Raw genomic sequence first — 26,215 nt, forward strand, 5'->3', positions numbered from 1 at the left:
GGAGGGCGGCGCAGGCGTCGGGAGAGGTTGGATGGGGCTTGTGCGTTTTTGTACGGGACTTTGTGTGCCCCCGGGTCTTCGGGTGAGCCGCGCGACCCCCGGAGGAACCTGGCACAGTGGAGGGGGAACGTTCCCGCTTCCCGGAGCGTTGTGTCCATGGAACCGGTGCAAGGAGGGCGAGGCGCATGACGTACGACCGGCTGGTGTGCGCTAACTGCGCTGCGCCCGTGAGCGAGGGCCGGTGCCCCGTGTGCCGCGCGAACCGCGAGCGGCTGCAGCAACAGGAGAGCTTCCTCGCGAATCTGAACCCCATGGCGCTGATCGCGCTGCTGGCGGTGCTGGTGGCGGCGGTGGCGCTGCTCGCCCACCAGACCGCCTAGCCCCGCACGGCACCGCGAAGGGCCCGGAGCCGGTGGCTCCGGGCCCTTCGCGTGTACGTCACGTACGGGTGCGGCTACCCGGTGTCAGGCAGCGGCCCCGCCGCGGCCGGCCGCGAGACGCGGCAGCACACGGAAGCCGATGCCGCCGGCGATCATGGTGGCGGCGCCGACGATCATGAACGTGGTCTGGCCGGCGCCGGTCTCGGCGAGCTCCTTGCCGCCGCCCTGCGCGGTGTTGTCGGCGGCCACGGCCGAGGTGTCGGTCAGCGCGGAGCTGCCGACCTCCTGGGTCGAGGTGCCGTCGGCGTCGGGGCCGGAGCCGCCGGTGGAGCCCGAGCCGCCGGTGGAGCCGCCCGTGGAGCCGCTGCCGGAGCCGCCGGCGGTCGAACCGCCACCCGTGGTGGAGCCGCCCCCGGTGGTGCCGGTGCCGCCGGTGGCCGTGGACGAACCGCCCGTCGTGGAACCGCCGGTGGTCGTGGACGAACCACCCGTCGTGGTGGTGGAGCCACCGGTGCCGGTGGAGCCGCCCGTGGTGGTGGAGCCGCCCGTGGTGGTCGAGCCACCGGTCGTGGTGGTGGAACCGCCCGTCGTGGTGGTGGAACCGCCGGTCGTGGTGGAGCCGCCCTCGGTGGTCGAACCGCCGGTCGTGGTGGTCGAACCGCCGGTCGTGGTGGAGCCGCCCTCGGTGGTCGAACCGCCGGTCGTGGTGGTCGAACCGCCGGTCGTGGTGGAGCCGCCCTCGGTGGTCGAACCGCTCGCGGACGAGCCCTCCGACGTGCCGCCGACGGTGCAGATCCCGACCGGGCAGGGCTCCTTGCCCGTCTGGGGAGTGACCTCGCCCCCGCCGGACGTCGACACAAGGCCGCTGAGGCCACCCTCGTCGCCGGTGGCCGAGGCGACCCCGGCCACCGTCAGCGAGGCGCCCGCGGCGATCACGGCACCGGCGGCTATGCGCGCGACCCGGATCCGTGTCTTCTTCGTCATATGGTTGCTACCCCCAGTAGCTGAATCGTCGATGAGGCCGCGCTCGGGGCTGTGATCGACGGAGGTGGCTGAGACGCAGCCGAAGCACCCCGGTTCACATGCGCCCCGAAGACACGCATGCCACGCTGCACCATCCCCATTTTTCAAAGCAGCGTCAAGGTCGTTGCGCACGCAATGTCCAAGTCGGGGCGCTTTGCGCGATGTCGGTGCTGTGAATGTGACCTAAAAAGGCAACCGCCCCTGCCTGAGGGGCGGTTGCCTTGTCGACAAACCTACTTCTCCTGCTGCTTGCGCCAGCGAATTCCGGCTTCCAGGAACCCGTCGATCTCACCGTTGAACACGGCCTCGGGGTTGCCGACCTCGTACTCGGTGCGCAGGTCCTTGACCATCTGGTACGGGTGCAGGACGTACGAACGCATCTGGTTGCCCCAGGAGTTGCCGCCGTCGCCCTTGAGGGCGTTCATCTTCGCCTGCTCCTCCTGCCGGCGCCGCTCGAGCAGCTTGGCCTGGAGGACGTTCATCGCGGTCGCCTTGTTCTGGATCTGCGACCGCTCGTTCTGACAGGAGACGACGATGCCGGTGGGGAGGTGGGTCAGCCGCACCGCGGAGTCGGTGGTGTTGACGCCCTGGCCGCCGGGACCGGACGAGCGGTAGACGTCCACGCGCAGCTCGGACTCGTCGATCTCGATGTGGTCGGTCTGCTCGACCACGGGGAGGATCTCGACGCCCGCGAAGGAGGTCTGGCGGCGGCCCTGGTTGTCGAAGGGCGAGATCCGCACGAGCCGGTGCGTGCCCTGCTCGACGGAGAGCGTGCCGTAGGCGTACGGGATCTGCACGGCGAAGGTCGTCGACTTGATGCCGGCCTCTTCGGCGTACGACGTCTCGTAGACCTCCGTCTTGTAGCCCTTCTGCTCCGCCCACCGCAGGTACATGCGCTGCAGCTTCTCGGCGAAGTCGGCCGCGTCGACGCCGCCGGCCTCGGCGCGGATGTTGACGAGCGCCTCACGGGCGTCGTACTCCCCGCTGAGCAGCGTGCGCACTTCCATCTCGTCGAGCGCCTTCTTGACGGAGGTGAGCTCGGACTCGGCCTCCGCGAGGGTGTCCGGGTCGTCCTCCTCCTGGGCCATCTCGAACAGCACGGAGAGATCGTCGATCCGTCCGCGCAGCGTGTCGGCCTTCCTGACCTCGGCCTGGAGGTGGGACAGCTTGCTGGTGATCTTCTGCGCCTCGTCCGGGTTGTCCCACAGGGACGGCGCGGCCGCCTGCTCCTCGAGCACGGCGATGTCTGCCCTCAGCTTGTCGAGGTCCAGAACGGCCTCGATCGACTCCATGGTCGAGGAGAGGGACTTGAGCTCTTCGGATACATCGACGACTGCCACGCCTCCCAGCGTAACGGTTCCGCCAACCGGGGAGTGCCGAGCACCGCCCGCGGGCCCGGCCGGGCCAGGGTCACGGGCGCGCGACGGCCGCGGGCAGGGGCCCGGTCACGGCCGCGGTCGGGGGCCGGTCAGGGACCCGCCCCGGACGCTGTGGCGGTCGCGATCGACGGCCCGGCACGCGGGCCGTCACGGCGTCGTCGGCGCCGAGTTGTTCGTGTCGTCGGGGGGCGCGCCCGCGTCGTCTCCGGAGGTGGCCGCCCAGGTGCCGATCCCCGCCGCGGCCACCAGCGCCGCCGCGGCCACGCCGAGCGTGATCCGGCGCCGCCGTGTGGCGGAACGGTTCCGTGCCGACCCCGGACGCGGCGCGCCCGCGGCCCGGGGCACCCGGGCCGTGCCGTGCGCCCCGCCGGCCAGCTCGTCCGGCGCCGGCACCCTCATCGACGTGTGGGTGTCCCGGTTGGAGTCCGGCTTGGCGTTCGGCACCAGCGGGACGGATCCACGCCGCACGCGGCCCGTGACCGTCTCGGTGGCCGGCGCGGAGGGAACGGCCTCGGCGGGCTCGCCCTCGTCCGGCTCGGTGCCCGGCTCGTCGACGTCCAGCGGGGGCATCCCGGCCAGCGTCGGCAGCTGCTCCCGCAGCCGCGCCGCCAGCTCGGAGGCCCGCAGCCGGGAGGCGGGTGCCTTGGCCAGGCACTGCACGATGAGCTGCCACAGCTCGTCCGGGATGCCGGGCAGGGGGGCGACGGACTCCGTGACATGGCGGCGCAGCACCGCGCCCGGGTGGCCGCCGCCGAACGGGGTGAAGCCCGCGAGCAGCTCGTACAGGACGGTCGCCAGGGCGTAGATGTCCACGGAGGCGCGCGGCGGCAGTCCCTCCACGATCTCGGGCGCCAGGTAGTCCGGCGTGCCGATGATCTTCGTGGCGCGGGTCCGTCTGGGGGTGTCGATCAGTTTCGCGACGCCGAAGTCGGTCAGCAGCGCGCGGTGCGAGCCGCCCGGGCCGAGCGGTCCCTGCATGTCGAGCAGGATGTTCTCGGGCTTCACGTCGCGGTGCACGATCCCGGCCGCGTGCGCGGCGGCCAGCCCCTCGGCGACGTCCGCGACGATCGCCACGGCGGCCTCGGGCGCCATGCGCCGGTCCCGTTCGAGGCGGGTGCGCAGGTCCGTGCCCCGGACCAGGTCCATGACCAGCGCCAGGTCGTTGCCGTCGACGACCAGATCCCGCACGGACACCACATGGGGGTGGTCCAGGCCGAGCAGCGCCGTGCGCTCCTGCACGAAGCGGCCCACGAGCTCCTCGTCGGAGGCGAGGTCCTCGCGCAGCAGCTTGACGGCGACGGGCCCCTCCGGACCCTCGCCCAGCCACACCGTGCCGGCGCTGCCCCGTCCCAGGATCTGGTGGGCGGTGTACCGGCTGCCGATCTTCCGTGCCAAGGCTGCTCCTACAGACGCGTGTTGCCCATCAAAGTACGCGTCCCGGGAGCCAACCTTCACCGCGGAGACGGAAATCACCCGCCAGATGTCGACAAATGCACAAACTCGCGATCAGGGCCGGAGTCGTCCGGTCAGTTTCCGGCGCCCCCGGAGCCGCCCGATCCTCCGCCGGCGGAGTCGGCCAGATCACCGATCCAGCCGGTGACGTCGCCGACCCAGCCGCTGATCAGCTGCCAGTAGCTCTTGCCCGTGCCGATCCAGTCCTGCAGCGGGCTCAGCTCCCAGATCAGCCAGCCGGCCACGAACAGGATGACGACCGTGAACAGGCAGCCCTTGAGACAGCCCAGCCCGGGGATCCGCATCGGGTTGGCGCTGCGCTGCCGGGGCTCGCGCGGCTGCCGGGGCTCCGGCGCGGGCCGCTGCCGCGGCTGCGGCTGGGGCGGCGGCGCGTACCGCTGCGGCTGAGGCTGAGGCTGAGGCTGAGGCTGCTGAGGTGCGTACTGCTGCTGGTGCTGCTGCGGCTGCTGCTGCCCGGGGTACCCGTATCCGGGCTGCTGCTGCGGCCGCTGCTGCTGTTGCCGGTAGGGCTGCTGAGGCTGTTGCGGCTGCTGCTGAGGGCGGGAGACCTGCCGCTGGGGGCGGCGGCGCAGCGGGTCGTCGCCGGGGTCGAGGTACTGCTGGACCTGGGTCGGCTCGTTGCGGTCGCGGGCGGCCCGCATCTGGTTCTGCCAGGGGTGCGGCTGCTCGGGCTGCTGTCCCGGTCCGCCCGGCCCGCCCGTCTGGTGCGGCGGCACCGGCGGCAGGACGGCGGTCGCGTCGGCGGCGCCCTGCGGACCGCCCGCCTGCGGCAGGACGGCGGTGGGGTCGGCGGCGCCCGCCGGGCCGCCCGTGTGCGGCAGGACGCTGGTCGCGGCGTTCGGGTCGTAGGCGCCGCCCGGCACGGTGGCGGGCGCCGGGTCGGGGGCGAGCAGATGGCCGACGCCGTCGGCCGCCGCGATCTGCAGGGAGTTGGCGTGCACACCGATGCCCTCGGCGACGATCCGCAGGCCGCGCGCGAGGCTCTCGGCGCTCGGCCGGTGGTCGGGGTTCTTGCTCAGACAGCGCTCGATGACCGTCCACAGCGGGTCGGGGACCGTGGAGGGACGGCGCGGCTCGGCACTCAGGTGCTGGTGCAGGACCTCCAGGGCGGAGCCGCCGGAGAACGGCGGACGGCCCGTGACCAGCTCGTACAGCAGGATCCCGGCGCCGTAGACGTCCACGGCCGACGTCTGCGGGCGGCCTTCGGCGGACTCCGGGGCGACGTACGCGGGCGTGCCGACGAACTCGCTGGTCCGGGTCAGGCCCGGGGAGTCGGCGAGGCGGGCGATGCCGAAGTCGGTGAGCAGCGGGTGCATCTGGCCGCCGTCCTGCCTCAGCAGGACGTTGGCGGGCTTCAGGTCGCGGTGCACGACGCCGTCGGCGTGGCTGGCGGCGAGCGCGTCGGCGATCTGGGCGGTGAGCAGGGCCGCGGCGACCGGCGTGAAGGGGCCGTTCTCGCGCAGGTAACGATGCAGGTCGGGGCCCTCGACGAGGTCCATGACCAGAGCCAGCAGGTCGCCCTCGACGACCAGGTCGCGGACCCGGACGATGTTGGGGTGGGTGAGGCGCAGCAGGACGGAGCGCTCGCGCAGGAAGCGCATCACGACGTCGGGGTCGTTCGCGAGCTCCTCCTTGAGGACCTTGATCGCGACGGTCTCTCCGGGCTGCCCCGCCACGGCCGCCTCGGCGCCCGCGGTCTCGCGCTGGCGGGCTCGCCAGACGGTGCCCGTGGCGCCGCGTCCGAGCGGCTCCTCGAGCAGGTACTTGCTGCCTACCGGCCGCACGTCATGCGCTCCCTGCTGCTTGCTCGCCAGACTCGCGGCTCTTCGGTCCCGCTCGTCTGTCCCGCCAGTGTTCCGACCCACTGTAGTGCCGCGATGCGGACACGGGGCGTTCGTCGGTGTCGTCGTCGTTGCGGGGAAAGACGCATCACCCGGTCTTCCTGGTTGCCGGAGCCGGACGTGACCGATCTCAACTGATCGTCGGTGACGCATCCGGCAGGCACTTTTGCGGGCAGAGCCGACCAATCAAGATCACTTGTCCTCGGGTGAGGGGCGCGTTGTCAGTGACAGGTGCGAGGATGCCTGCAGTACTGGACGCTGTGCTCGTGTGGGGTGGGGGGAAGCCCGCGCCCTTGCAGAAGGGACCGCTGACGGCGATGCAGATCCGGCTGACCGTCGTAGACCCGACGGGCGCGCCCGCCGATTCCCGGCCCCGCGCCGCGAGCTGCGACGTGCTGGTCACGGCGCCCGCCGGCACGGCCCTGGCGGCGGTGTCGTCCGCGCTGGCCGCGGCGGTCTGCGGGGAGGGCGCCGCGACGTCCTCGTCCGCGGCGGCGGTCGTGCTCTACGCGGGCGTGGAGCGGCTCGACGCCCAGCGCTGCACCCTGGGCGAGCCCCCGCTGACAGACGGCGCGGTGCTGTCCCTGGGCGCGCCCGCCGACCCCGAGCCGCATCCCGAGGTCGACGACGCCCCGGCCCGTCTGCACGTGGTGGCCGGGCCGGACGCGGGCGGGGTCCATCTCCTGCACGGCGGCCAGGTCCGCGTGGGCCGGTCGGCCGACGCCGACGTACCCCTCGACGACCCGGACGTCTCGCGTCTGCACTGCGCGGTGACGCTCTCGCCCGAGGGCCGGGTCACGGTGGCCGACCTCGGTTCCACCAACGGCACCACGCTGGACGGCGCGCGGGTGCAGAACCGTCCCGTCCGTCTCCCGCCGGGCGCCCTCCTGCGCGTGGGCGAGTCGGCCCTGCGTCTGGCCCCGCCCGGCGGGCCGGGCCCCCGGGTGGCGACCACGCCGGACGGCGAGGGCCATGTGCGCGTGCCCTGCGGAGGGACGGCGGAGCCCACGGCGGACGCGGCACACGCGCGTGTGAACGGCGCCGGCGCACCGGACGGCGGCACGGGCACGGACGGCACGGACACGGACCGCGCGCGGGGAGCCGGCGGCCGTTCCGGCTCCGACGGGCCGGCGGGTCCGACCGCTCACGCCTACGGCACGGTCGACTGGAGCGGCGCGTCGACGGCCCGGGGCGGGTCCCCGGAAGCGCGTAGGCACGGCTCGGGGGACACGCCCCCCGCACCGCCCGTGGTCCCGGGGCAGGGCGCGGCGCCGCGCATCGAGAACGGCCGCGGCGGCGAGGCGCGCACGACCGACCCGGCTCGCCCGGCCGCGTCGCGAGCGGCCTCCCCGGGTGAGCCCTCCGCGGCGGGCGACGCCTCACCGGCGACCCACGGGGGCCGCACGGGAGCGGGCTCCCCCGCGACCGGCCACGGGGACGTCCGCGGCCCGCGCGGCCCGCACGACGACACCGCCGCCCACGACCGCCCCTCCCCCGCCACGGGCCCCCACGCCGGCCGGACCGAGGACGGCGGCCGTGGCGACCACGCCGGTGGCGATGTCGGCCGTGTCAGCCATGTGGGCGAGCACGACGGTCTCAACGAGCACGGCTTCGATGACGATCTCCGCGGTTCCGGCCGCCGCAAGGGCACCCCTCTGCGCGGCACCGACGTGCCCCCGGGCGTGCGCAGGCGTGGCGGCGGTCTCTCCGCGTGGGCGCGGCGGCTGGCGGGCGGCCGCGGCGGCGCGGCGGACCCGGCGGGCCCCGGAGCCGACGAGGAGCCGGCGGCCGGAGCGGCGGCGCGGCCGCAGGCCGCCCCGACGGCCGCGCCGGAGACGTGGCCGGACCCGTCGGCGCTGCTGCTGACGGCGCTGGGCCCCGGCCCCCGGCTGTGGGAGCGCGCCCCCGGGCATCCGGAGGCGCTCGCGGTGCGGCTCGGCACGGCCGACCGGGCCGCGCCGGACGGCTCGGGTCTGCTGCCCGCCGTCCCGGTGACGGCCGGTCTGCGCGAGGTCGGTGCGCTCGGGCTGGCCGGGCCTCGCCCGCGGCTGTCCGGGCTGGCGCGCGCGGTGCTGGCCCAGCTCGCCGCGCTGCACTCCCCCGAGACCCTGGAAGTCGTCCTGATCAGCACGGACCGTGGGCGGTCCGAGCAGGAGCGCACCGCCGAGTGGTCCTGGCTCGGCTGGCTGCCCCATCTGCGGCCGGGCCACGGACAGGACTGCCGTCTCCTCCTCGCCTACGACCGCGACCAGGCCACGGCCCGCGCGGACGAACTGCTGCGCCGGCTGGAGGACCACCTGTCCGACGGCACGGCGGGCGGCGCGGAGGCGCCCCCGCTGAGCGGCGCCGCCCGCCGTCCCTCCTGGGCGGTGGCGGACGACTCGGCCGGCGGCGGCTTCCCCGGCCCGTACACGGTTCTCGTGGTGGACGGCGACCCGGGCGGCGCGGATCTGCGCGAGGCGGTGGCGCGGCTCGCGGTGGCCGGTCCGCGCGCCGGCATCCATGTCGTCTGCCTGGCGGAGACGGCTGCCGCCTCCCCCTCCTCACCGGTGACCGAGACCTACGAGGCGGCCTGCGCGGCGGCGCCCACGTTCCGCGCGTGCGGGGCGGTCGCCCTGCTCAGCGGGGACGTGGCGACGGCGCTGCGGCTGCTGCGGGTCGCGCCGGCCGGAGCGCGGACGGAGCGGCCCGGCCCGGTGGGGCCCGGCACGGTCGGCGCGGTGGACGCGGTCTCCCTCGCGTGGGCCGAACGTTTCGCGCGGGCCCTCGCACCGCTGCGCCCGGACGGCGCGGGCGGCGGCGGCGCCGAGCGGCATCCGCGGGTGTCGGCGCCGTTGCCCCCGGCCGCCCGTCTGCTCGACGAACTGGGGCTCGCCCGCGCCACGCCCGCCTCCCTGATGGCCCGGTGGGCGGACGCGGCCGACGACGCCGACGCGCTCGGCGGCCGGGCGCGGGCCGTGCTGGGCGCCGGTCCGCGCGGCCCGGTGGGCGTGGACCTGGCCGCCGAGGGCCCCCACCTGCTGATAGAGGGCCCGCCCGGCAGCGGGCGCACGGAACTGCTGCGGGCGGTCGTCGCGTCGCTGGCCGCCGCCGAGCGGCCCGACCGGCTGAGCGTCATCCTGCTGGACGGGCGCGACACCGTCGGCAAGGGCGGCGGCGAGCCCGGCGACGGACTGCGGGTCTGCACGGACCTGCCGCATGTCACCGCTCATCTCACCGCCAACGACCCGGTCCGCATGAGGGAGTTCGCCCAGTCGCTGAGCGCCGAGCTGAAGCGGCGGGCCGAGTTGCTGGGGCGCTCCGACTTCGCGGAGTGGCACACGCACCGCGCGGTCTCCGGCCGCATCGTCCCCCAGCGCACCCCGAAGCCGCAGCGCGCCACGAGCGCGTCGAGCACGTCGGGCCCTGCTGCGGGTCAGGGGGGCGGCGCCGCCGACCTCGACGCCCCGCCCAGCTCCACCCTGCGGCTGCGTCCGGGGGCGGCAGCCCGTCAGCAGGCCGAGGCGGCACCGCCGTTGCCCCGGCTGGTCGTGGTGGTCGACGATCTGGACGCGCTGGTCTCCCCCGCTCTGGGCTCGCCGGGCCGGCCCGCCGCCGGCTCGGTGATGCGCGCGCTCGAGGCGGTGGCCCGCGAGGGCGAGCGGCTCGGCGTGCACCTGGTGACGGCGACCGGCCCCGGGGGCCGTACGGCGGAGTCGGAGCCGGTCCGCCGCTCCACGGTCCGGATCACCCTCGACGCTCCGGCTTCCGGGCCGGACGAATCGGCGCCGGGCCGCGGTCGGCTCAAGGGCGCCGACGGCCGGCTCACCGCGTTCCAGGGCGGCCGCGTCACGGGCCGCATACCCCGCACGGCGACCCAACGCCCCACGGTGGTCCCCCTGGAGTGGGCCCGTATGGGCGACCCGCCGACCCGCCGACCGGTACGGGAACTGGGCAACGGGCCCACGGACCTGGCGCTGCTGGCCAGCGCCCTGGAGAGAGCGGCACGGCACCCCAGCCCGTCCGGCGTCCACTGAGCACGGCACGCCACGGCACTGATCACGACGCGGTCACGATCACCCGCTTGACGGGGTGGGCGCTCTTGCCGACCCCAGGCGCCCGGCGTAGACCAGTGCCACGGGACAGCGCTCAACGTTCGACGAGGAACGAAGAACGGGGCAGTGATGCGCAGCACTTGCGACACCATCCGCACACGCAGGACCGTGAAAGCGGCCGCCACGCTCCTGGCGGGAGCCCTCGCGCTCTCGCTCACCGCCTGCGGCAGCGACGACGACAAGAGCAACGGCACCGGCAGCGGCACCGGGACCAAGGAATCCGGCAGCACCCTCGCCCTCCCCAAGCTGAACGGCACCACGCTCGAAGTGGCCGCCGTGTGGACCGGCACGGAACAGGCGAACTTCAAGAAGGTCCTCGCCGAGTTCGAGAAGCGCACCGGCGCGAAGATCACCTTCGTGCCCGCGCAGGACCCGATCATCAACTTCCTGGGCTCGAAGATCGCGGGCGGCTCACCGCCGGACGTGGCCATGCTGCCGCAGCCAGGCGCCATCAAGCAGGCCGCCGACAAGGGCTGGGCCAAGCCGCTGGGGGCCGAGGCCCAGGCGCAGCTCGCCAAGAACTACTCCCAGGGCTGGCAGGACATCGGCAAGGTGGGCGGCAAGCAGTACGGCGTCTACTACAAGGCCGCCAACAAGTCGCTGATCTGGTACAACGCCAAGGTCTTCGAGAACGCGGGCGCGTCCGAGCCCAAGTCGTGGAAGGACCTGCTGGCCACCGCGCAGACGGTGTACGACTCCGGCGTCACGCCCTTCTCGGTCGGCGGCGCCGACGGCTGGACGCTCACCGACTGGTTCGAGAACGTCTACCTCTCCCAGGCGGGCCCGGAGAAGTACGACCAGCTCGCCCAGCACAAGATCAAGTGGACGGACCCCTCCGTCAAGGAGGCGCTGACCACCCTGGCCCAGGTCTGGGGCAAGAAGGACTGGATCGCGGGCGGCGCGAACGGCGCGCTGCAGACCGAGTTCCCCGCCTCGGTGACGCAGACGTTCACCGGCGGCGAGCAGCCGAAGGCGGCCATGGTCTACGAGGGCGACTTCGTGCAGGTCAACATCGCCGACACCAAGTCGAAGGTGGGCACGGACGCCAAGGTGTTCCCGTTCCCCGCGGTCGGCGGCACCGCGCCGGTGGTCTCGGGCGGCGACGCGGCGGTCATCCTGAAGGACTCCAAGGGGGCCCAGGCGCTGGCGACCTTCCTGGCCTCGCCGGACGCGGCTCGGATCCAGGCCGAGCTCGGCGGCTACCTCTCGCCGAACAAGAACGTCGACGTCTCCGCGTACCCGAACGACGTCCAGCGCACGATCGCCAAGGCGCTGATCGCGGCGGGCGACGACTTCCGCTTCGACATGTCCGACCAGGCCCCGCAGGCCTTCGGCGGCACGCCCGGCAAGGGCGAGTGGAAGGACCTGCAGGACTTCCTGAAGAACCCGTCGGACGTGGCCGGCATCCAGGCGAAACTGGAGTCGGACGCGGCGGCCGCGTACGGGAACTGACCCGGCGATGGCGACGCCCAAGGCGGTCGAGGCCCCCAAGGCGGTGGGGGCCCCCGGGGCGCCCACCGCTCCTCACTCGCGCAAGAGCGTGACCGGCACGCGCAAGGCCGTGGCAGCGCTGTTCCTGCTGCCCGCCCTGGTGCTGCTCGGCGCGCTCGTGGTCTACCCGATCGGGTACTCGCTCGTCCGCAGTCTCTACGACCAGACCGGCGACGGATTCGCCGGTGTCGACAACTACAAGGCCCTGTTCACGGACGACGGCATCCGCACCGCCCTGAAGAACAACGTGATCTGGGTGGTGTTCGCGCCGACGGTGGCGACCGCACTCGGTCTGGTCTTCGCGGTGCTCACCGAACGGGTGCGCTGGGGAACCGCGTTCAAGCTGGTCGTCTTCATGCCGATGGCGATCTCGATGCTCGCCGCCGGCATCATCTTCCGGCTGGTCTACGACCAGGATCCGGACAAGGGCGTCGCCAACGCGGTCTGGGTGGGCGTGCACGACACGTTCGCCGAGGCGTCCGCGTTCCCCAAGGCGCACCCGGGCCGGGACTCTCCGCTCCGGGCCGACGGCGGCGGCGGCTTCCTCACCGAGGAGCCCGTCCGGGCCGGCGTCCCGGTCTCCCTGCCCCTGGTCGGCGTCGCCCCCGACCAGATGCCCGGCGGCGCGGAGAAGGCGGTGAAGGCACGGCCCGAGCAGGGGGCGGTCACCGGCACCGCCTGGCAGGACTTCACCCGCGGCAAGGGCGTCGGCACCCTCGGCGTGCCCGACCCGACCGAACTGGGTTACGCCGGGATGAGGATCGAGGCGGTGAAGGACGGCAAGGTGGTGGCGTCGACGAAGGCGGCCGGCGACGGCACCTTCACGCTCCCCGCCGAGGCGGACGGGGCACGACTGCGGCTGCCCGCAGCCAACTTCAAGGAGGCGTACAACGGCCTGGACTGGCTCGGCCCGTCACTGGTCACCCCGGCGATCATCGGCTCCTACATCTGGATGTGGGCGGGCTTCGCGATGGTGCTGATCGCGGCCGGCCTGGCCGGCGTGCCCCGGGAGCTGCTGGAAGCGGCGCGCGTCGACGGCGCCACCGAGTGGCAGGTGTTCCGCCGGGTCACCGTCCCGCTCCTCGCGCCGGTCCTCGCGGTGGTCACCGTCACGTTGATGATCAACGTGCTGAAGGTGTTCGACCTGGTGTTCATCATCGCCCCGGGCTCCTCGCAGGACGACGCGAACGTGCTCGCCCTGGAGCTGTACCGCAAGGGCTTCTCCGAGGACCAGCCGGGCATCGCCAGCGCCATCGCGGTGTTCCTGCTGCTCCTGGTGATCCCGGTGATGTGGTTCAACGTACGCAGGCTGAGACGGGAGGTGCGGCGGTGACCGGGCGACTCGAACGGGTCATGGACAAGCTCAACGGCGGGGTGGTCCGCGCTTTCCTGATCGTCGTCGGCCTGTTCTGGCTGGTGCCGACCGTCGGGCTGCTCGTCTCCTCCCTCCGCGCTCCCGAGGACATGAGCGCGAGCGGCTGGTGGGAGGTGTTCTCCAAGCCCTCCCAACTCACCTTGGACAGCTACCAGAAGCTCCTGGAGAACGGCGACATCACCGGCTCCCTGGTCAACACCGTGCTGATCACCGTGCCGGCGACGGTGCTGGTCGTCGTCATCGGCTCGCTCGCGGGCTACGCGTTCGCGTGGATGGAGTTCCCTGGGCGGGACTGGTGGTTCCTGGGCGTCGTCGGGCTGCTGGTGGTGCCCGTGCAGGTGGCGCTCATCCCGATCGCCGAACTGTTCGGCAAGATCGGCCTGTTCGGGAACATCCTGGGCGTCGTCCTCTTCCACGTCGGGTTCGGACTGCCCTTCGCGGTGTTCCTGCTGCGCAACTTCTTCGCGGAGATCCCCCGCGAGCTGCTGGAGGCGGCGCGCCTGGACGGAGCCGGTGAACTGCGGCTGTTCGCCCGGGTCGTGATGCCGCTGGGCGGTCCGGCCATCGCGTCCCTGGGCATCTTCCAGTTCCTGTGGGTGTGGAACGACATGCTGGTCGCGCTGGTGTTCACCAACGCCGACAGCCAGCCGATCACGGTCGCCCTGCAGACGCAGGTGAGGCAGTTCGGCAACAACATCGACGTGCTGGCGCCCGGCGCGTTCATCTCGATGGTGATCCCGCTGGCCGTGTTCTTCGCGTTCCAGCGGCAGTTCGTGTCCGGCGTGATGGCGGGCGCGGTCAAGTAGCGGAGAACGGGCGGGAGAACAGGGGCGGGCCGTGTCACCGGCCCGCCCCTGTCCGTTCACCCGCGATCCCCCGTATGCCGCGGAAACCGTAACCAATTCACTCCATCGGCCGTTTCCGGGCAAGGCCCTGTCTACCGCCCGCGCCGACCCATGGATGTCCCTTGCCCAGGTTCAGTGTCATCGTCCCCGCGTACAAGGTTCAGGCGTACCTGCACGAGTGCCTCGAATCGGTGCTGTCCCAGTCGTACGCCGACCTCGAACTGATCGCCGTCGACGACAGGTCGCCGGACGCCTGCGGCGAGATCATCGACGAGTTCGCGGCCCGGGACACGCGGGTGCGGGCCGTGCACCTGCCGGAGAACGTCGGTCTGGGGCGGGCCCGCAACGCCGGTCTGGACCGGGCCACCGGCGACTACCTGCTGTTCCTCGACTCCGACGACACCCTCACCCCGGACGCGCTGCGCGCGATCGCCGACCGGCTGGAGGAGACGGGCGAGCCGGACGTCCTGGTCTACGACTACGCGAGCATCTACTGGACGGGGGAGGCCGTCCGCAACAGGTTCGCGGAGCAGCTCAGCGAGGAGGGCCCGGCGCCCTTCCGGCTCCAGGACCGTCCGGGACTGCTCAGGGTGCTGATGGTGGCCTGGAACAAGGCCTACCGGCGGGAGTTCGTGGAGCGGACGGGCCTGCGGTTCCCGCCCGGCCTCTACGAGGACACGCCGTGGACGTACCCGGCGCTGATGGCGGCCCGCACGCTCGCCACGCTGGACCGGGTCTGCGTCCACTACCGCCAGCGCCGCCGGGGCAGCATCCTGTCCACCACGAGCCGGGGACACTTCGACGTCTTCGAGCAGTACGACCGGGTCTTCGCGTTCGTCGAGCAGCGGCCCGAACTGGCCCGCTGGCGGCCGGTGTTGTTCCGCCGCATGGTCGACCACCTGTCGACGGTGTTCACCAAGCGCGACCGGCTCCCGCGCGGCTCGCGCGCCGAGTTCCTGCGCAAGGCCCGGGGCCACTACCGCCGTTACCGCACCCCGGGCGCGTCCGTCCCGTTGCGTTCCCGGCTGCGTCACACCCTGGTCCACTTCGGCGTGCACCGCACCTACCGGGCGCTGGAGGCGTCCATGACCCTGCGCAGACGCGCCCACAAGTCGGTCTCCAAACTCGCCCGCGCCCTGCGGGCGGCCCTGTTGCAGGCCCACTACCGCATCCAGCTGCGGCTGCCGTTGCGTGCCGACCGCGCCGTGTTCGCCGCGTACTGGGGCCGTGGGCACGGCTGCAACCCGGGCGCGCTGGAGGCCGCGTTCCGCGCCCTCGTGCCGCAGGTGCGCACGGCGTGGATCGCCCGCCCCGAGCACCAGGACGCAGTCCCGCCGGGCCCGCGCCGGGTGCGCCCGGGCACGGCCGCCTACTGGACGGCGCTGGCCCGCTCCAAGTACCTGGTGAACAACGTCAACTTCGACCGCCGGCTGGTCAAGCGCCCCGGGCAGGTCTTCGTGCAGACCCAGCACGGCACCCCCCTCAAACACATGGGCCTCGACCTCCAGGAGCGTCCCGCGGCCGCCCGCGGCACGGACTTCGAGGAACTGCTGCGGGGCGTCGACAAGTGGGACTACGTCCTGTCCGCCAACCGCCACACCACCCTCACCTGGGAGCGCGTCTACCCCGGCGGCTACGAGACCCTCGAGTACGGCTACCCCCGCAACGACGTCTTCCAGCGGGCGACGGCGGAGGACGTGGCCGGGCTGCGCGAGTCCCTCGGCATCCCCCGCGACGCGATCGCCGTCCTGTACGCGCCCACCCACCGCGACTACCGCCGCGCCCAGCGCTGCCCTCTCGACCTGGAGCGCGTGCTGCGCCGGCTGGGTCCGCGCTTCGTGATCCTGGCCCGTGCCCACTACTGGCAGGACCCGCTCGTCGACCGCCCGGTGCCGGGAGTCGTCGACGTCAGCGGCCACCCGAGCGTGGAGGACCTGTGCCTGGCCTCGGACGCCCTGGTCACCGACTACTCGTCCCTGATGTTCGACTACGCCAACCTGGACCGCCCGATCGTGGTGCACGCCGACGACTGGGAGGCCTACGACGCGGCCCGCGGCACCTACTTCGACGTGCGGGCCTTCCCGCCGGGCGCGGTCGCGCACAGTGAGGACGAGCTGATCGACCTCTTCGTCACCGGCCACTGGCGCGGCCCCCGCCCGGCCCGGCTGCGCGCCGCGTTCCGCGAGCGGTTCTGCCCGCACGACGACGGCCGGGCCGCCGAGCGCGTCGTCCGGCGGGTGGTGCTGGGTGAGCTGGAGCCGCTCCCGGTGACGCCGCCGGCCGAACGCCGGCCCGCGCCGTCGGCAGCGGCGACGGCAGCGGAGGCGGAAGCGGCGACTGCAGCGTCCGTGCCGGCGCCGCTGCCGGGGACGTCCGGGACCCCGGGGGCGTCGCCGGTCGAGCCGGCTGCCGCGTCCGCCGTCGAGCAAGGGGCGTCGCCCGGTCGCCCGCCGCTCTCCGTCGTGCCGCGCCCCGCCGGCCCCCGCTCCGTCGTCGACCGCCGCTGACCCGCCGTTCGGCCCGGGTGAGTCCGCATGCCCCCGGTTCGTCGCGGCCCGCTCCGGCCCGGCCGTCCACCCGGCGCCCGGCCGGACGCCCCGGCCGGCGCCGCCCGGACTGGCCTCCGGGCACCGCGCCGAGAAGACACAGAGAAGACACAGAGACAGAAAGAGCAGCATGCCCCGCTTCAGCATCATCGTCCCGTCCTACGGGGACGGGGGTCCCCCCGGCCGTGTGGACACGAGAGTGGGGGAGGGCCGGCTGTCCCTGGCGCTGGACTCCGTCCTCGCCCAGTCCTACGGCGACTTCGAGGTCGTCCCGGTCTCCGACGCGCCCGACTCGGTGGCCGCCGCCGTCGCGGCCCGCTACGCGCGGCGGGACTCCCGGGTGAGGCCCGTGCGGGCCCGGCCGTCACAGGGCCCGGCCGGGGCGCGCAACGCCGGGACGCGGGCGGCGTCGGGGGCGTACCTGCTGTTCCTCGACGGTGACGACACCCTCGCCCCGGGTGCTCTGGCGGCACTGGACGCCCGCCTCGCCGAGACCGGCGACGTGGACGTCCTGTACGCCGAGCACGAGCGCGTCCCCTGGTGGGAGGGCGAGGCCGCCAACCCGGCGGCGCCGCTCCTCGCGAGGGCGCCGAAGGACGCCTTCTCCCCCGTCGAGGCCCCGCACGTGACCGGGGTGCAGCTGCCGGTGTGGGGCACGCTCTACCGCCGCTCGTTCCTCGCCGAGCACGAACTCGTCTTTCCCGAGGGGAACTTCACCGATGTCGGCTTCGGCGGCCTGGTCAGCGTGCACGCCGGGCGGATCGCGGTGCTGCGGTCGGTCGTCGTACGGCATCTGCTGCGGCGGCAGGGCGACCCGCTGAACCTGCCGGGCGCGCACCACATGGAGCTGCTGGAGCGGGTCGAGCTGGTGCTGTCGCGGGCGGCCGAGGCCGGGCTGTCCGAGGACCGGTCGGGCCCGCTGTTCGAGCAGCTCTTCGCGGCGGTCCTGAAGGCCGCCGCGCACCCCGCCCGGCTGGCCGGGCGGCACCGGGCCTTCTTCCGGCGCGCCGGCAAGCTGTACCGGCGTCACCGCCCGGCCGGATTCCGCCGCCCCGCCGGCAGCCTGGGCGTGCAGCACCGGCTGCTCGCGGCCGGCGCGTACACGGCGTTCCGGGCACTGCGCGACGCCAACCGGACGGCGACGGCGGCCGCCCGGCGCGTGCCCCGCGCCCGGTCGCTGCGCACCCGTCTGTACTACCGGAGCCAGCTGATCCGCCGCATCGACCCCGGCCTGGCCGTGTACTGCGCCTACTGGGGCCGCGGCTACGCCTGCAACCCGGCCGCGATCCATGCCAAGGCCGCCGAACTCGCCCCGCACATCCGCTCGGTGTTCCTCGTCGAGGCCGGCCAGGAGCACACCCTGCCGGAGGGCGTCGAGCACGCCGTCATCGGCAGCCGCCGCTACTGGCAGGTGCTGGCCCGTGCCAAGTACCTCGTCAACAACGCCAACTTCGAGGGTGCGGTCGTCAAACGCCGCGGCAGCGTGCACCTGTCGACGCAGCACGGCACTCCGCTGAAGAAGATGGGCCTCGAGCAGGCCGACCATCCGGTGGTCGCCGCCGCCACCGGAAGCTTCGACCGGCTGCTCGCCCGGATCGACCGCTGGGACTACAACCTCAGCTCGAACCGGCTGTCCACCGAGGTGTGGGAGCGGTCCTTCCCGTCGTCCTACGAGATGCTCGAGTACGGCTATCCGCGCAACGACGTCTACTACACCGCGTCGGCGGACGACGTGCGCCGTGTGCGCCGGAGCCTCGGCGTGCCCGAGGGCCGTACCGCGCTCCTGTACGCCCCCACCCACCGCGACCACGACACCGGATCCGCCACCCGGCTCGACCTCGGGGCGCTCTGCGACGCGCTCGGCGACGACTTCGTCGTCCTGCTGCGCGCCCACTACTTCCACGACGACGACCGTGCCCGCCCGCGCGACGGGCGGATCATCGACGTCACCGGGCACCGCTCGTCGGAGGACGTCTGTCTCGCCGCGGACGCGCTGATCACGGACTACTCGTCGATCGTCTTCGACTACGCCAACCTCGACCGGCCCGTCGTCGTGTACGCCGACGACTGGGACGTGTACCGCGAGACGCGCGGGGTGACCTTCGACTTCCCGGGCTCTCCGCCCGGCCCGGTCGCCCGCACACCCGAGGAGCTGGCCGACGTCTTCCGCTCCGGCCGCTGGGCGGGTCCCGAGGCGGACGCGCTGCGCGCCCGGTTCCGCGCCCGGTTCTGCGAGTTCGACGACGGCCGCGCCGCCGAGCGCGTCGTGCGCCGGGTGCTGCTCGGGGAGCCCGCCGAGCGCATCGAGCCTGCCGTTCCGCTCCCCCGGCGTACGCCCGCGCCCGCCGCCGTGCCGACCTCTTCGAGGAGCTGACCTTCGTGCCCCGCTTCAGTGTCATCGTCCCCGTCTTCAAGGTGCAGGGTTTCCTGCGCGCGTGCCTCGACTCCGTGCTCGGCCAGTCGTTCCACGACATCGAGGTGATCGCCGTGGACGACTGCTCGCCCGACGGCTGCGGAGCGATCCTCGACGCGTACGCGGCGCGCGACCCGCGGCTGAAGGCCGTCCATCTGCCGGAGAACGTCGGTCTGGGCCGCGCCCGCAACGCGGGTCTGCCGCACGCCACCGGCGACTACGTCCTGTTCCTCGACAGCGACGACCGCTACACGCCCGGACTGCTGCGGGCGGTCGCCGACCGGCTCGACGCGACCCGCGACCCCGACATCCTGGTCTTCGACCACGTCCGCACCCACTGGTGGGGCCGGGCGGGCCGCAGCGACGCGGCGGACCTCCTCGAACAGGCCGGCGCCGACGCCTTCGCCGTCCGGGAGCGCCCGGAGTACCTGCGGCTGTTCCTGGTCGCGTGGAACAAGGCCTACCGGCGCGACTTCTTCGTCGGGAACGGCTTCCAGTACCGGCCGGGGCTGTACGAGGACGCGCCCGTCACCTACCGGGCGATGGTCACGGCGGAGCGGATCGCCTGTCTGGACCGGGTGGGCGTCGAGTACCGGCAGCGACGGCAGGGCGCGATCACCCGCACCCCCGGGCGCAGGCACTTCGACATCTTCGAGCAGTACGAGGGCCTGTTCGCCTTCCTCACCGAGCGGCCCGGCCTCGACTGGGCGCGGCCGCTGCTGTTCGAGCGGGCGCTGGACCACATGCTGTTCACGGTGGCCCGCCCGGAACGGGTGCTGCGCGGCGACCGCAAGGAGTTTTACCGCCGTATCCGGGCCTTCTACCGCAGGCATGTGCCGCCGGGCTTCGTGCCGCCGCCCGACAGCCGCCGCGCCGAGATCCGGCTGCTGGCGCTCGCCCCCTACCACCGGGTTCACCTCTGTCTGGGCCTGTGGCGGCGCGGCGGCGACGCCGTGGGACGCAAGGCGGCCCGGCTGCGCGAGCTGCTCGCCCGGCAGGTCAAGCGGTGCTGGTACCGGCTCCAGCTGCGGCGGCGCCTCGACCCGGCGCTCGCCGTGTACTCCGCCGGGCACAGCCGCGCCGTGACCGGCGACCCGCTGGCGATCCACGCCCGGGCCGCCGAACTCGCCCCGCAGGTGCGGGGCGTGTGGGTCGTCCAGCCCGACGCGGTGGACCAGGCGCCCCCGGGGACGGACTTCGTGACGACGGGCTCCTGGCGCTACTACCGGGTGATGGCCCGTGCCACGTACTGGTTCAACGACTGCAACTGGGCCGGCGACCTGGTGAAACGCCCGGGTTCGGTGCACGTGCAGACGCACCGGGGCACGCCGTTGAAGTACATGGCGCTGGACCTCCTCGACCGTCCGGGCGCCCGGCACGGCACGAACGTCCGCGGCATCCTCCGGCGCGGCGACCGCTGGGACGTCAGCCTGGTCGCCAACCGGCACTCCGAGGAGGTCTGGCAGCGGGCCTACCCCTGTCACTTCGCGTCGCTGCGCAGCGGGAGCCCCCGCAACGACGTCCTGGTGCGGGGCGGGGCCGGGCGCGGCGCCGGGCTGCGGGCGCGGCTGGGCATCGGGCCGTCCGAGACGGTCGTGCTGTACACGCCGACGCCGCGCGACTACCGCAGGGGCCGTCACGTCTGGCGGGTCGACCTGGAGGCGCTGGCCGCCGCGCTCGCCCCCGGGCACCGGCTCCTGGTGCGTCTGCACCCCAGCCTGGCAGGCCATCCCGACCGGGCGCTGGTGCTGCGCGACCTGCACCGGCGGGGCGCGCTGACGGACGTCACCGACGAGCGGCACGTCGAGGACGTACTGCTCGCCGCGGACGCCCTGGTCACCGACTACTCGGCGCTGATGTTCGACTACGCCCTCCTGGACCGCCCGATCGTGGTGCACGCCGACGACTGGGCCGCCTACCGTGCGACCCGGGGCGCCTACTTCGACGTCACCGCCGAGCCGCCGGGGCCGGTGACGCGCTCGGACGAGGAACTGGCGGAGGCGTTCACCTCCGGCGCCTGGCGGGACGCCGGGTCGGCCCGGCTGCGGGCGGCGTTCCGGGAGCGGTTCTGCGAGTACGACGACGGGCGGGCCGCGGAACGCGTCGTCCGGCGCATCCTGCTGGGCGAGGCGGCCGGCGCCACGAGCGACGGCGGCAACGACGGCGGCGGCGGCGACACGGTGGTCAGGATCCCGAGGGCCCTCGACCGTTCCGCGCGGCTGCCGGAGTACAGCTGACCGCCGGTCAGCGGGAGGCCGGCGCGGGGATGCGCCGGTCCGCGCGCGGGGGCCGGGCCAGGTCCCGCCCTCGCGCGGCGCTCCGGCGCACATGACTGTCGATCAGCAGCGGGATCCCGCACACGGGCAGCAGCATCGCCATCACCATCAGCCGGGGGCCCATGGACATCTCGGGATGTCCGGCCTGGTTCGCCAGGCCCGCGAGGGCGACGCCGACGAGCAGGCAGGCGAAGGGCCGGTGGTGGCGGAAGGCGCCCCACGCGCCGCAGGCGAGCAGCAGGAGCACCAGGGGCTGCGCGAGCGCGTCGCGCAGCCATTCGCGCCAGAAGGCGAGGCTCAGACGCCAGAACTCGGGTCCGGGATCGTCCACGAGGCTCCTGGTGTAGTGGACGGAGAGCAGTTCCTGGAGGCTGGCCCGCGTGCTCGGCAGCCCGAAGGCGAGGACGACGAGCTGGATGGCGACCGCGAGCGCCGCCGTCGTCAGGAGGATCACCCGTTCCGGACGCACCGGGCGGTCCCCCCGCAGCCGGCGCGCGCACAGGAGCACCGCGGTCATGACGGCGATCCCGGCGACGGCGAGCAGGGTCTGCGCGTATTTGACGACCGCGGCGCCGGCGAACGCCAGGACGGCGAGCGTCGTCCCCGACACGACCCGCCCCTGGAGCACGCGCGCGCATCCGAGGACGGCGGCGAGGAGCAGGCACAGCAGCAGTCCCTCGCACAGGGGAAGCATGGCCTCCTTCCCCGTCGGCAGCGCGAAGTAGAGCACCTGGCCGGTCAGGGCGAGCGGCACGGAGACGCCGAGCGTCCGCAGGACGAGCACGACGAGGCCGCCGGCCGCGACGGTCGCCACGAGCGCGGCGAGCCACAGTCCGGCGACCGGCCCGAAGCCGCGGACGAAGGGCACGGTGTACAGGGGGTATCCGGGCCTGGTGGCGAAGATCTCGGACATCCGCGGGTCGCTGAACAGCGCCATGTACCCCCTGACGTCGGTGCGCCCGGCGTTGCGCGCGACGCGCTCCCCCATCGTCCGTCTGCACTCCCGCTCGGCGGTCCGGCCGGCGTCGTGCTCGCGGTAGCGGGCGAGGTCCGCGCTGTCCCGCTGCGCCGACCTGACCCGCACGCTGTCGCAGAAGTAGTCCAGCGCCCGCCGGGAGGCCTCCTCCCGGCCGAATCCCTGCAGCATGTAGCTGTGCGCCAGGTACTGACGGGTGTCCATGGCCGCACGGCCCTGCATCTGGGCCGACTGCGCGCCGGCGAAGAGCAGGGCGAACACGGTGAACCAGAAGAGGAGTACGCGTCGGTCGTGCGGCGGGGACGGCGGTCGACGGAGCCGGTCAGTTCTCCACATGGTCGACTGGCCTATCATGCGTTTCAGTACGCTATCGACCGGTATGCACCGCGTCGTGGTCACGGCCGTCGGGATCCACCGTGCGGCCCAGCGGCCGAGAGACAAGGCCCCGGGAGGGGGAATGCGCCCCACTGGCCCCACTGTCCGCTTCCTCGGGCATCCGACGTCGTACCGGCTCCTCGTCGCCCTGCTCTGGCTCGCGATGTCGCTCGCGTACTGGCGCGAGCCGCCGAGCCGTGGGGCCGTGGCCGGGCCGGTCGGCCTGCTGGTGCTGCTGACCGGGACGGGCCGCTTCACCCGCATGCTGACGGACCGCCCCTGGGCGCCGGCACTCGGCCTGCTCGCCGTCGCATGGCTGTGGGGCGGCCACCTCGCGGGGACGTGGGCGGCCGGGCCGGCGGGCGGCGGACCGGCGGGCGGCGGCCTCGCTCCGCCCTCGGCGATCGCCGTCGGACTGGCGTTCTGGGCCTGGGCGGCGACGGGCTCGCGCGCGGGAGCGGTGCGCTGTCGCGTCCGCTACGTCGGTCCCGGCGGCCTCAGGAGCCCCTGGGGGTACGCCTGGCTCGGCGCGCCGTACGCGCTGATCGCCCTGGTGGACCCGGTCACGTTCGCCGTGGCGGCGGTCGGGGCGGTGGCGCTGGTCGCGGGGTGGGAGCGCGAGGGGCGGGCGGTGGCGGGCCGGTGGGCGCTGGCGGCCGTGGCGCCGGCGACGGTCCTGTGCCTGCGGCGGTCCGCGGGCGTCCTGGCCCCGGCCGGGGAACCCGGCACGGACCTGCTGCGCGAGCCGCTGCGGCAGGGGGCGTCCGGACCTGTGTGGCTGGTGCTGATCGGACTGCCCGCACTGCTGCTGGCGGCCTGGCGGTCGAAACGGACGCTGGGGCAGCGATGACCCGCCCCCGGAGCGCGCCCATCACCGGCGGCCGCCGGGCGGCGGCCACGGGGGCCGGGAAGCACGAAGCCGGGGGGAGCCGGCCGGCTCCCCCCGGCTCCCCCGGCTCCCCCGGCTCCCCCGGCTCCCGCCTGACGACTACTCGATGACGAGCTCGACCGGGATGTTGCCGCGGGTGGCGTTGGAGTAGGGGCAGACCTGGTGGGCCTGCTCGACGAGCTTGCGGCCGGTCGCCTCGTCCACGGTCTCGGGCAGCTCGACGCGCAGGGTCACCTTCAGCGCGAAGCCCTCACCCTTCTGGCCTATGCCGACCTCGGCGGTCACCGCGGCGTCGCTGACGTCCACCTTGGCCTGACGGCCGACGAGGCCCAGGGCGCTGCCGAAACAGGCGGCGTAACCGGCGGCGAACAGCTGCTCGGGGTTGGTGCCCTGCCCGTTGCCGCCCAGCTCCGCGGGCATGGCCAGCGCCAGGTCGATCTTGCCGTCGGAGGAGACGGCGCGGCCCTCACGGCCGTGCGTGGCGGTGGCGACAGCGGTGTAGAGCGCGTCCATGGAAAACCATCCCTCTCAGGTCGTTGCGGCGGCCCGGTCAGGCCGCCTCACGAGAGAAAGTAGAGCACACAATTAAATTGGGCACAACCAAATAGCGTGTCAGGGTTACCCTGGAGACATGACCGCCCCACCGCCGCCCGTCGGCCAGGAGAACGCCACGAACGTCACGAACGTCACGAACGTCACGAACGCGACGGACACTGCGAGCGCCACGAACGTGACGGACGCCGTGGACGCCACGGAGAACTGGCTTCGCCTGGACCGCCAGATCTGCTTCTCGCTGCACGCCGCCTCGCGCGCCTTCAACGGCGTCTACCGCGTGATCCTCAAGGACCTCGGGCTGACCTACCCGCAGTACCTGGTCATGCTGGTCCTGTGGGAGCAGGGCCCGCTGCCCGTGAAGCGGCTGGGCGAGCACCTGCGCCTGGACTCCGGCACGCTCTCGCCGCTGCTCAAGCGGCTGGAGGCGGCCGGTCTGGTGCGCCGCGAGCGCAGCGCCCGCGACGAGCGCTCGGTCGAGGTCGGACTCACCGGGGCGGGCGCGGACCTGCGCGAGCGGGCCCTGGAGGTGCCCCGCCGTATCGTCACCGCCACCGGCTTCGACCTGGCCGAGATCGGCTCCCTGCGCGAGCGACTGGACGAACTCACCGCGGCGCTGGACGCGGCGACCGCGCAGGAGGCGCCGGGGAGGCCGTAGCCGGGCGGCGGACGTAGAGGCGGAGGGTCACCCCGTCGCGTTCGCCCTCCCAGCGCGAGACGAACCGTTCCTCCACGGCGATCAGCTTGAGGCGCTCGGTGGGCTCGCCGGGAAACCACCGCGAGCGCAGCGCGTACGGCTCGGCGAGGACCCAGAGCCGGTTCACCGGAGCGAGCCTGCGCTGCAGCTCCCGGGGACCGACCTCACGTCCGTACAGCGTGCCCGACTCGGGACCGGGCGCCGCCAGCGCCAGATCACGTGCCCCCCGGAACCCCTTCGGATACGCGAGCGCCGTCCGCCGCCCGAGGGACGGCAGGAACAGCACCGGGTCACCGGGGCGGACTTCACGGGTGGCCAGGGCGGAGACGGCGGCCAGGTCGTCCGGCCGGTGGGCGAGGGTGCGGTACTCGCGGTGCAGCGGGAGCAGGTGCAGGAAAACCAGGGCGACGGCCAGCGCGCCCGCCGCGGTGACCGCCCACGAGCGCGGACGGCGGCCCGCGAGTCCGGCCAGCCGGTCGGCCCCGGCCGCCATCAGCAGCGGCGCTCCCGCCAGGGCGTAGAGCACATAGCGGTCGTGATAGAGCGGCTTGACCTGCGAGAGCAGCATCAGGAAGGACGGCGGCACGATCATCAGCGGCGCCGCGAAGGCCGCCGTGCGCCCCGCCGTCAGCCCCACCGCCATCAGGATCAGACAGCCCCAGAACACCGCGCCCTGCGGGCCGGCGGCGAAGCCGCGCTGCAGCCTCTCTACGCTCTCCCAGTCGGGCACGGGCAGCCAGTCCACCTGCTGGGACTGTCCGCGCGAGACCACTGCCAGCGGCAGCAGGACGACGACCGCCGCCCCGGCCGCCCGCGCCCAGGCTCCCCACACCCGCCGGGGCGCGCGCAGCAGCGCGAGCGTGAGCGCGTGCGCGCACAGCACGAACACCGCCAGCTCGTGCAGCAGACATGTCACGGCGACGACGGCCCCGTAGACCCACCACGCGCGCCGCGAAGACTCCTGCGGCTTCGACGGCGCCCACGGCCCCCGCGGATCCCGCGGCCGCACGCCTGGCAGCCCCCGCAGCCCCCACAGCCCCCACAGCCCCCACGGCCGCGACGGCTCCGCGGGCCCCGACGGCTCCGGCCGTGCCGCCGGCCCGGTGTGCGTATGCGTGTGGGCGTGCGCGTGCGCGTCCAGCGCCCTCGCCAGCAGCAGCGTCGCGCCCGCCGCGCCCGCCGCGACCAGCGCGTAGGAGCGGCCCTCCTGCGCGTAGTGACCGGCCAGCGGGGTCACCGCGTACAGCAGGCCCGCCCACAGGCCGACCCGGGGACGGGCCAGCCGCACCCCGAGGGCCGCGACCATGGCCGCGGTGGCGGCGGCCCCGCAGACCGAGGGCAGACGCAGGACGACCTCCCCCGGACGGACGGCGAGGACGGCGTGCATGAAGAGGTAGTAGAGGCCGTGCACCGCGTCCACCCCGTGCAGCAGCCGCCAGATCTGCGGCACCGTGCGCCGTGCGACCTGGAAGGTGACGGCCTCGTCACGCCATATGCCGCCGCGGTCGAGGCCCCACAGCCCGACGGCGGACATGACGGCCGCGGGGACGGCGACGGCCAGGACTCCGGTACGGACTGTCTTCTGCGAGC

Annotated in this window: 17 protein-coding genes; 10 read left to right on the plus strand and 7 right to left on the minus strand. The window is 73.9% G+C overall.

Annotated elements, in window-relative coordinates; all coding sequences use genetic code 11:
• Positions 1–185 precede the first annotated feature (185 nt).
• Entirely contained in the window at positions 186–380 is a 195-nt protein-coding gene (locus IE239_RS01730) for a hypothetical protein (protein ID WP_190147379.1), read from the plus strand.
• A gap of 84 nt (positions 381–464) precedes the next feature.
• Here IE239_RS01730 and IE239_RS01735 read toward each other — a convergent pair whose 3' ends face one another.
• From IE239_RS01735 to IE239_RS01750, 4 genes are all read right to left on the minus strand, one after another.
• Positions 465–1,364 (minus strand): hypothetical protein, encoded by a 900-nt coding sequence (locus tag IE239_RS01735; RefSeq protein ID WP_190147380.1) that lies wholly within the window; start codon positions 1,362–1,364, stop codon positions 465–467.
• 272 nt (positions 1,365–1,636) lie between these two features.
• Positions 1,637–2,743, minus strand: a complete 1,107-nt coding sequence (gene prfB, locus IE239_RS01740; RefSeq protein WP_190147381.1) for a peptide chain release factor 2 — start codon at positions 2,741–2,743, stop codon at positions 1,637–1,639.
• A 186-nt stretch (positions 2,744–2,929) separates the two neighbouring features.
• Positions 2,930–4,177 (minus strand): serine/threonine-protein kinase, encoded by a 1,248-nt coding sequence (locus tag IE239_RS01745; protein WP_190147382.1) that lies wholly within the window; start codon positions 4,175–4,177, stop codon positions 2,930–2,932.
• 131 nt (positions 4,178–4,308) lie between these two features.
• On the minus strand, positions 4,309–6,039 hold the full coding sequence (locus IE239_RS01750; protein WP_190147383.1) for a serine/threonine-protein kinase: 1,731 nt from the start codon (positions 6,037–6,039) through the stop codon (positions 4,309–4,311).
• Between the two features lie 374 nt (positions 6,040–6,413).
• Between IE239_RS01750 and IE239_RS01755 the strand changes: the two genes are divergently transcribed.
• From IE239_RS01755 to IE239_RS01785, 7 genes are all read left to right on the plus strand, one after another.
• Complete coding sequence (locus IE239_RS01755) at positions 6,414–10,112, plus strand: FHA domain-containing protein (RefSeq protein WP_190147447.1); 3,699 nt, start codon at positions 6,414–6,416, stop codon at positions 10,110–10,112.
• 147 nt (positions 10,113–10,259) lie between these two features.
• Positions 10,260–11,642, plus strand: a complete 1,383-nt coding sequence (locus IE239_RS01760) for an ABC transporter substrate-binding protein (protein ID WP_190147448.1) — start codon at positions 10,260–10,262, stop codon at positions 11,640–11,642.
• Between the two features lie 88 nt (positions 11,643–11,730).
• Entirely contained in the window at positions 11,731–13,014 is a 1,284-nt protein-coding gene (locus tag IE239_RS01765; RefSeq protein WP_308435374.1) for a carbohydrate ABC transporter permease, read from the plus strand.
• A gap of 20 nt (positions 13,015–13,034) precedes the next feature.
• A complete protein-coding gene (locus IE239_RS01770) occupies positions 13,035–13,862 on the plus strand; it encodes a carbohydrate ABC transporter permease (RefSeq protein WP_190147449.1) in 828 nt (275 codons plus the stop codon).
• A 161-nt stretch (positions 13,863–14,023) separates the two neighbouring features.
• Positions 14,024–16,408, plus strand: coding sequence for a bifunctional glycosyltransferase/CDP-glycerol:glycerophosphate glycerophosphotransferase (locus IE239_RS01775; RefSeq protein ID WP_190147385.1), 2,385 nt, complete (start codon positions 14,024–14,026; stop codon positions 16,406–16,408).
• 169 nt (positions 16,409–16,577) lie between these two features.
• On the plus strand, positions 16,578–18,821 hold the full coding sequence (locus IE239_RS01780; RefSeq protein WP_190147386.1) for a bifunctional glycosyltransferase/CDP-glycerol:glycerophosphate glycerophosphotransferase: 2,244 nt from the start codon (positions 16,578–16,580) through the stop codon (positions 18,819–18,821).
• Positions 18,822–18,826: 5 nt separating this feature from the next.
• Positions 18,827–21,097, plus strand: coding sequence for a bifunctional glycosyltransferase/CDP-glycerol:glycerophosphate glycerophosphotransferase (locus IE239_RS01785; protein ID WP_190147387.1), 2,271 nt, complete (start codon positions 18,827–18,829; stop codon positions 21,095–21,097).
• 7 nt (positions 21,098–21,104) lie between these two features.
• On the opposite strand, the gene IE239_RS01790 is transcribed toward IE239_RS01785, so the two are convergent.
• A complete protein-coding gene (locus tag IE239_RS01790) occupies positions 21,105–22,448 on the minus strand; it encodes a hypothetical protein (protein ID WP_190147388.1) in 1,344 nt (447 codons plus the stop codon).
• A 121-nt stretch (positions 22,449–22,569) separates the two neighbouring features.
• Here IE239_RS01790 and IE239_RS01795 point away from each other — a divergent pair, with 121 nt between their 5' ends.
• The gene (locus IE239_RS01795) at positions 22,570–23,337 is read left to right on the plus strand and encodes a hypothetical protein (RefSeq protein ID WP_190147389.1); all 768 of its coding nucleotides are present in this window, start codon (positions 22,570–22,572) and stop codon (positions 23,335–23,337) included.
• Between the two features lie 138 nt (positions 23,338–23,475).
• Here IE239_RS01795 and IE239_RS01800 read toward each other — a convergent pair whose 3' ends face one another.
• Entirely contained in the window at positions 23,476–23,889 is a 414-nt protein-coding gene (locus IE239_RS01800) for an organic hydroperoxide resistance protein (RefSeq protein WP_190147390.1), read from the minus strand.
• A 118-nt stretch (positions 23,890–24,007) separates the two neighbouring features.
• Here IE239_RS01800 and IE239_RS01805 point away from each other — a divergent pair, with 118 nt between their 5' ends.
• Complete coding sequence (locus IE239_RS01805) at positions 24,008–24,586, plus strand: MarR family winged helix-turn-helix transcriptional regulator (RefSeq protein WP_190147391.1); 579 nt, start codon at positions 24,008–24,010, stop codon at positions 24,584–24,586.
• On the opposite strand, the gene IE239_RS41710 is transcribed toward IE239_RS01805, so the two are convergent.
• Positions 24,534–26,159, minus strand: a complete 1,626-nt coding sequence (locus IE239_RS41710) for a glycosyltransferase family protein (protein ID WP_229877694.1) — start codon at positions 26,157–26,159, stop codon at positions 24,534–24,536. The two genes, IE239_RS01805 and IE239_RS41710, sit on opposite strands and share 53 nt — an antisense overlap.
• Positions 26,160–26,215: the final 56 nt, after the last annotated feature.

Source organism: Streptomyces humidus (genome assembly GCF_014649655.1).
Taxonomy (GTDB): Bacteria; Actinomycetota; Actinomycetes; order Streptomycetales; family Streptomycetaceae; genus Streptomyces; species Streptomyces humidus.

Coding starts and splice junctions, on each gene's coding strand:
- IE239_RS01790 (WP_190147388.1), bottom strand. CDS start 22,448: ATGTGGAGAACTGACCGGCTCCGTCGACCGCCGTCCCCGCCGCACGAC.
- IE239_RS01795 (WP_190147389.1), top strand. CDS start 22,570: ATGCGCCCCACTGGCCCCACTGTCCGCTTCCTCGGGCATCCGACGTCG.
- IE239_RS01780 (WP_190147386.1), top strand. CDS start 16,578: ATGCCCCGCTTCAGCATCATCGTCCCGTCCTACGGGGACGGGGGTCCC.
- IE239_RS01755 (WP_190147447.1), top strand. CDS start 6,414: ATGCAGATCCGGCTGACCGTCGTAGACCCGACGGGCGCGCCCGCCGAT.
- IE239_RS01770 (WP_190147449.1), top strand. CDS start 13,035: ATGGACAAGCTCAACGGCGGGGTGGTCCGCGCTTTCCTGATCGTCGTC.
- IE239_RS01730 (WP_190147379.1), top strand. CDS start 186: ATGACGTACGACCGGCTGGTGTGCGCTAACTGCGCTGCGCCCGTGAGC.
- IE239_RS01735 (WP_190147380.1), bottom strand. CDS start 1,364: ATGACGAAGAAGACACGGATCCGGGTCGCGCGCATAGCCGCCGGTGCC.
- IE239_RS01760 (WP_190147448.1), top strand. CDS start 10,260: ATGCGCAGCACTTGCGACACCATCCGCACACGCAGGACCGTGAAAGCG.
- IE239_RS01800 (WP_190147390.1), bottom strand. CDS start 23,889: ATGGACGCGCTCTACACCGCTGTCGCCACCGCCACGCACGGCCGTGAG.
- IE239_RS41710 (WP_229877694.1), bottom strand. CDS start 26,159: ATGTCCGCCGTCGGGCTGTGGGGCCTCGACCGCGGCGGCATATGGCGT.
- IE239_RS01805 (WP_190147391.1), top strand. CDS start 24,008: ATGACCGCCCCACCGCCGCCCGTCGGCCAGGAGAACGCCACGAACGTC.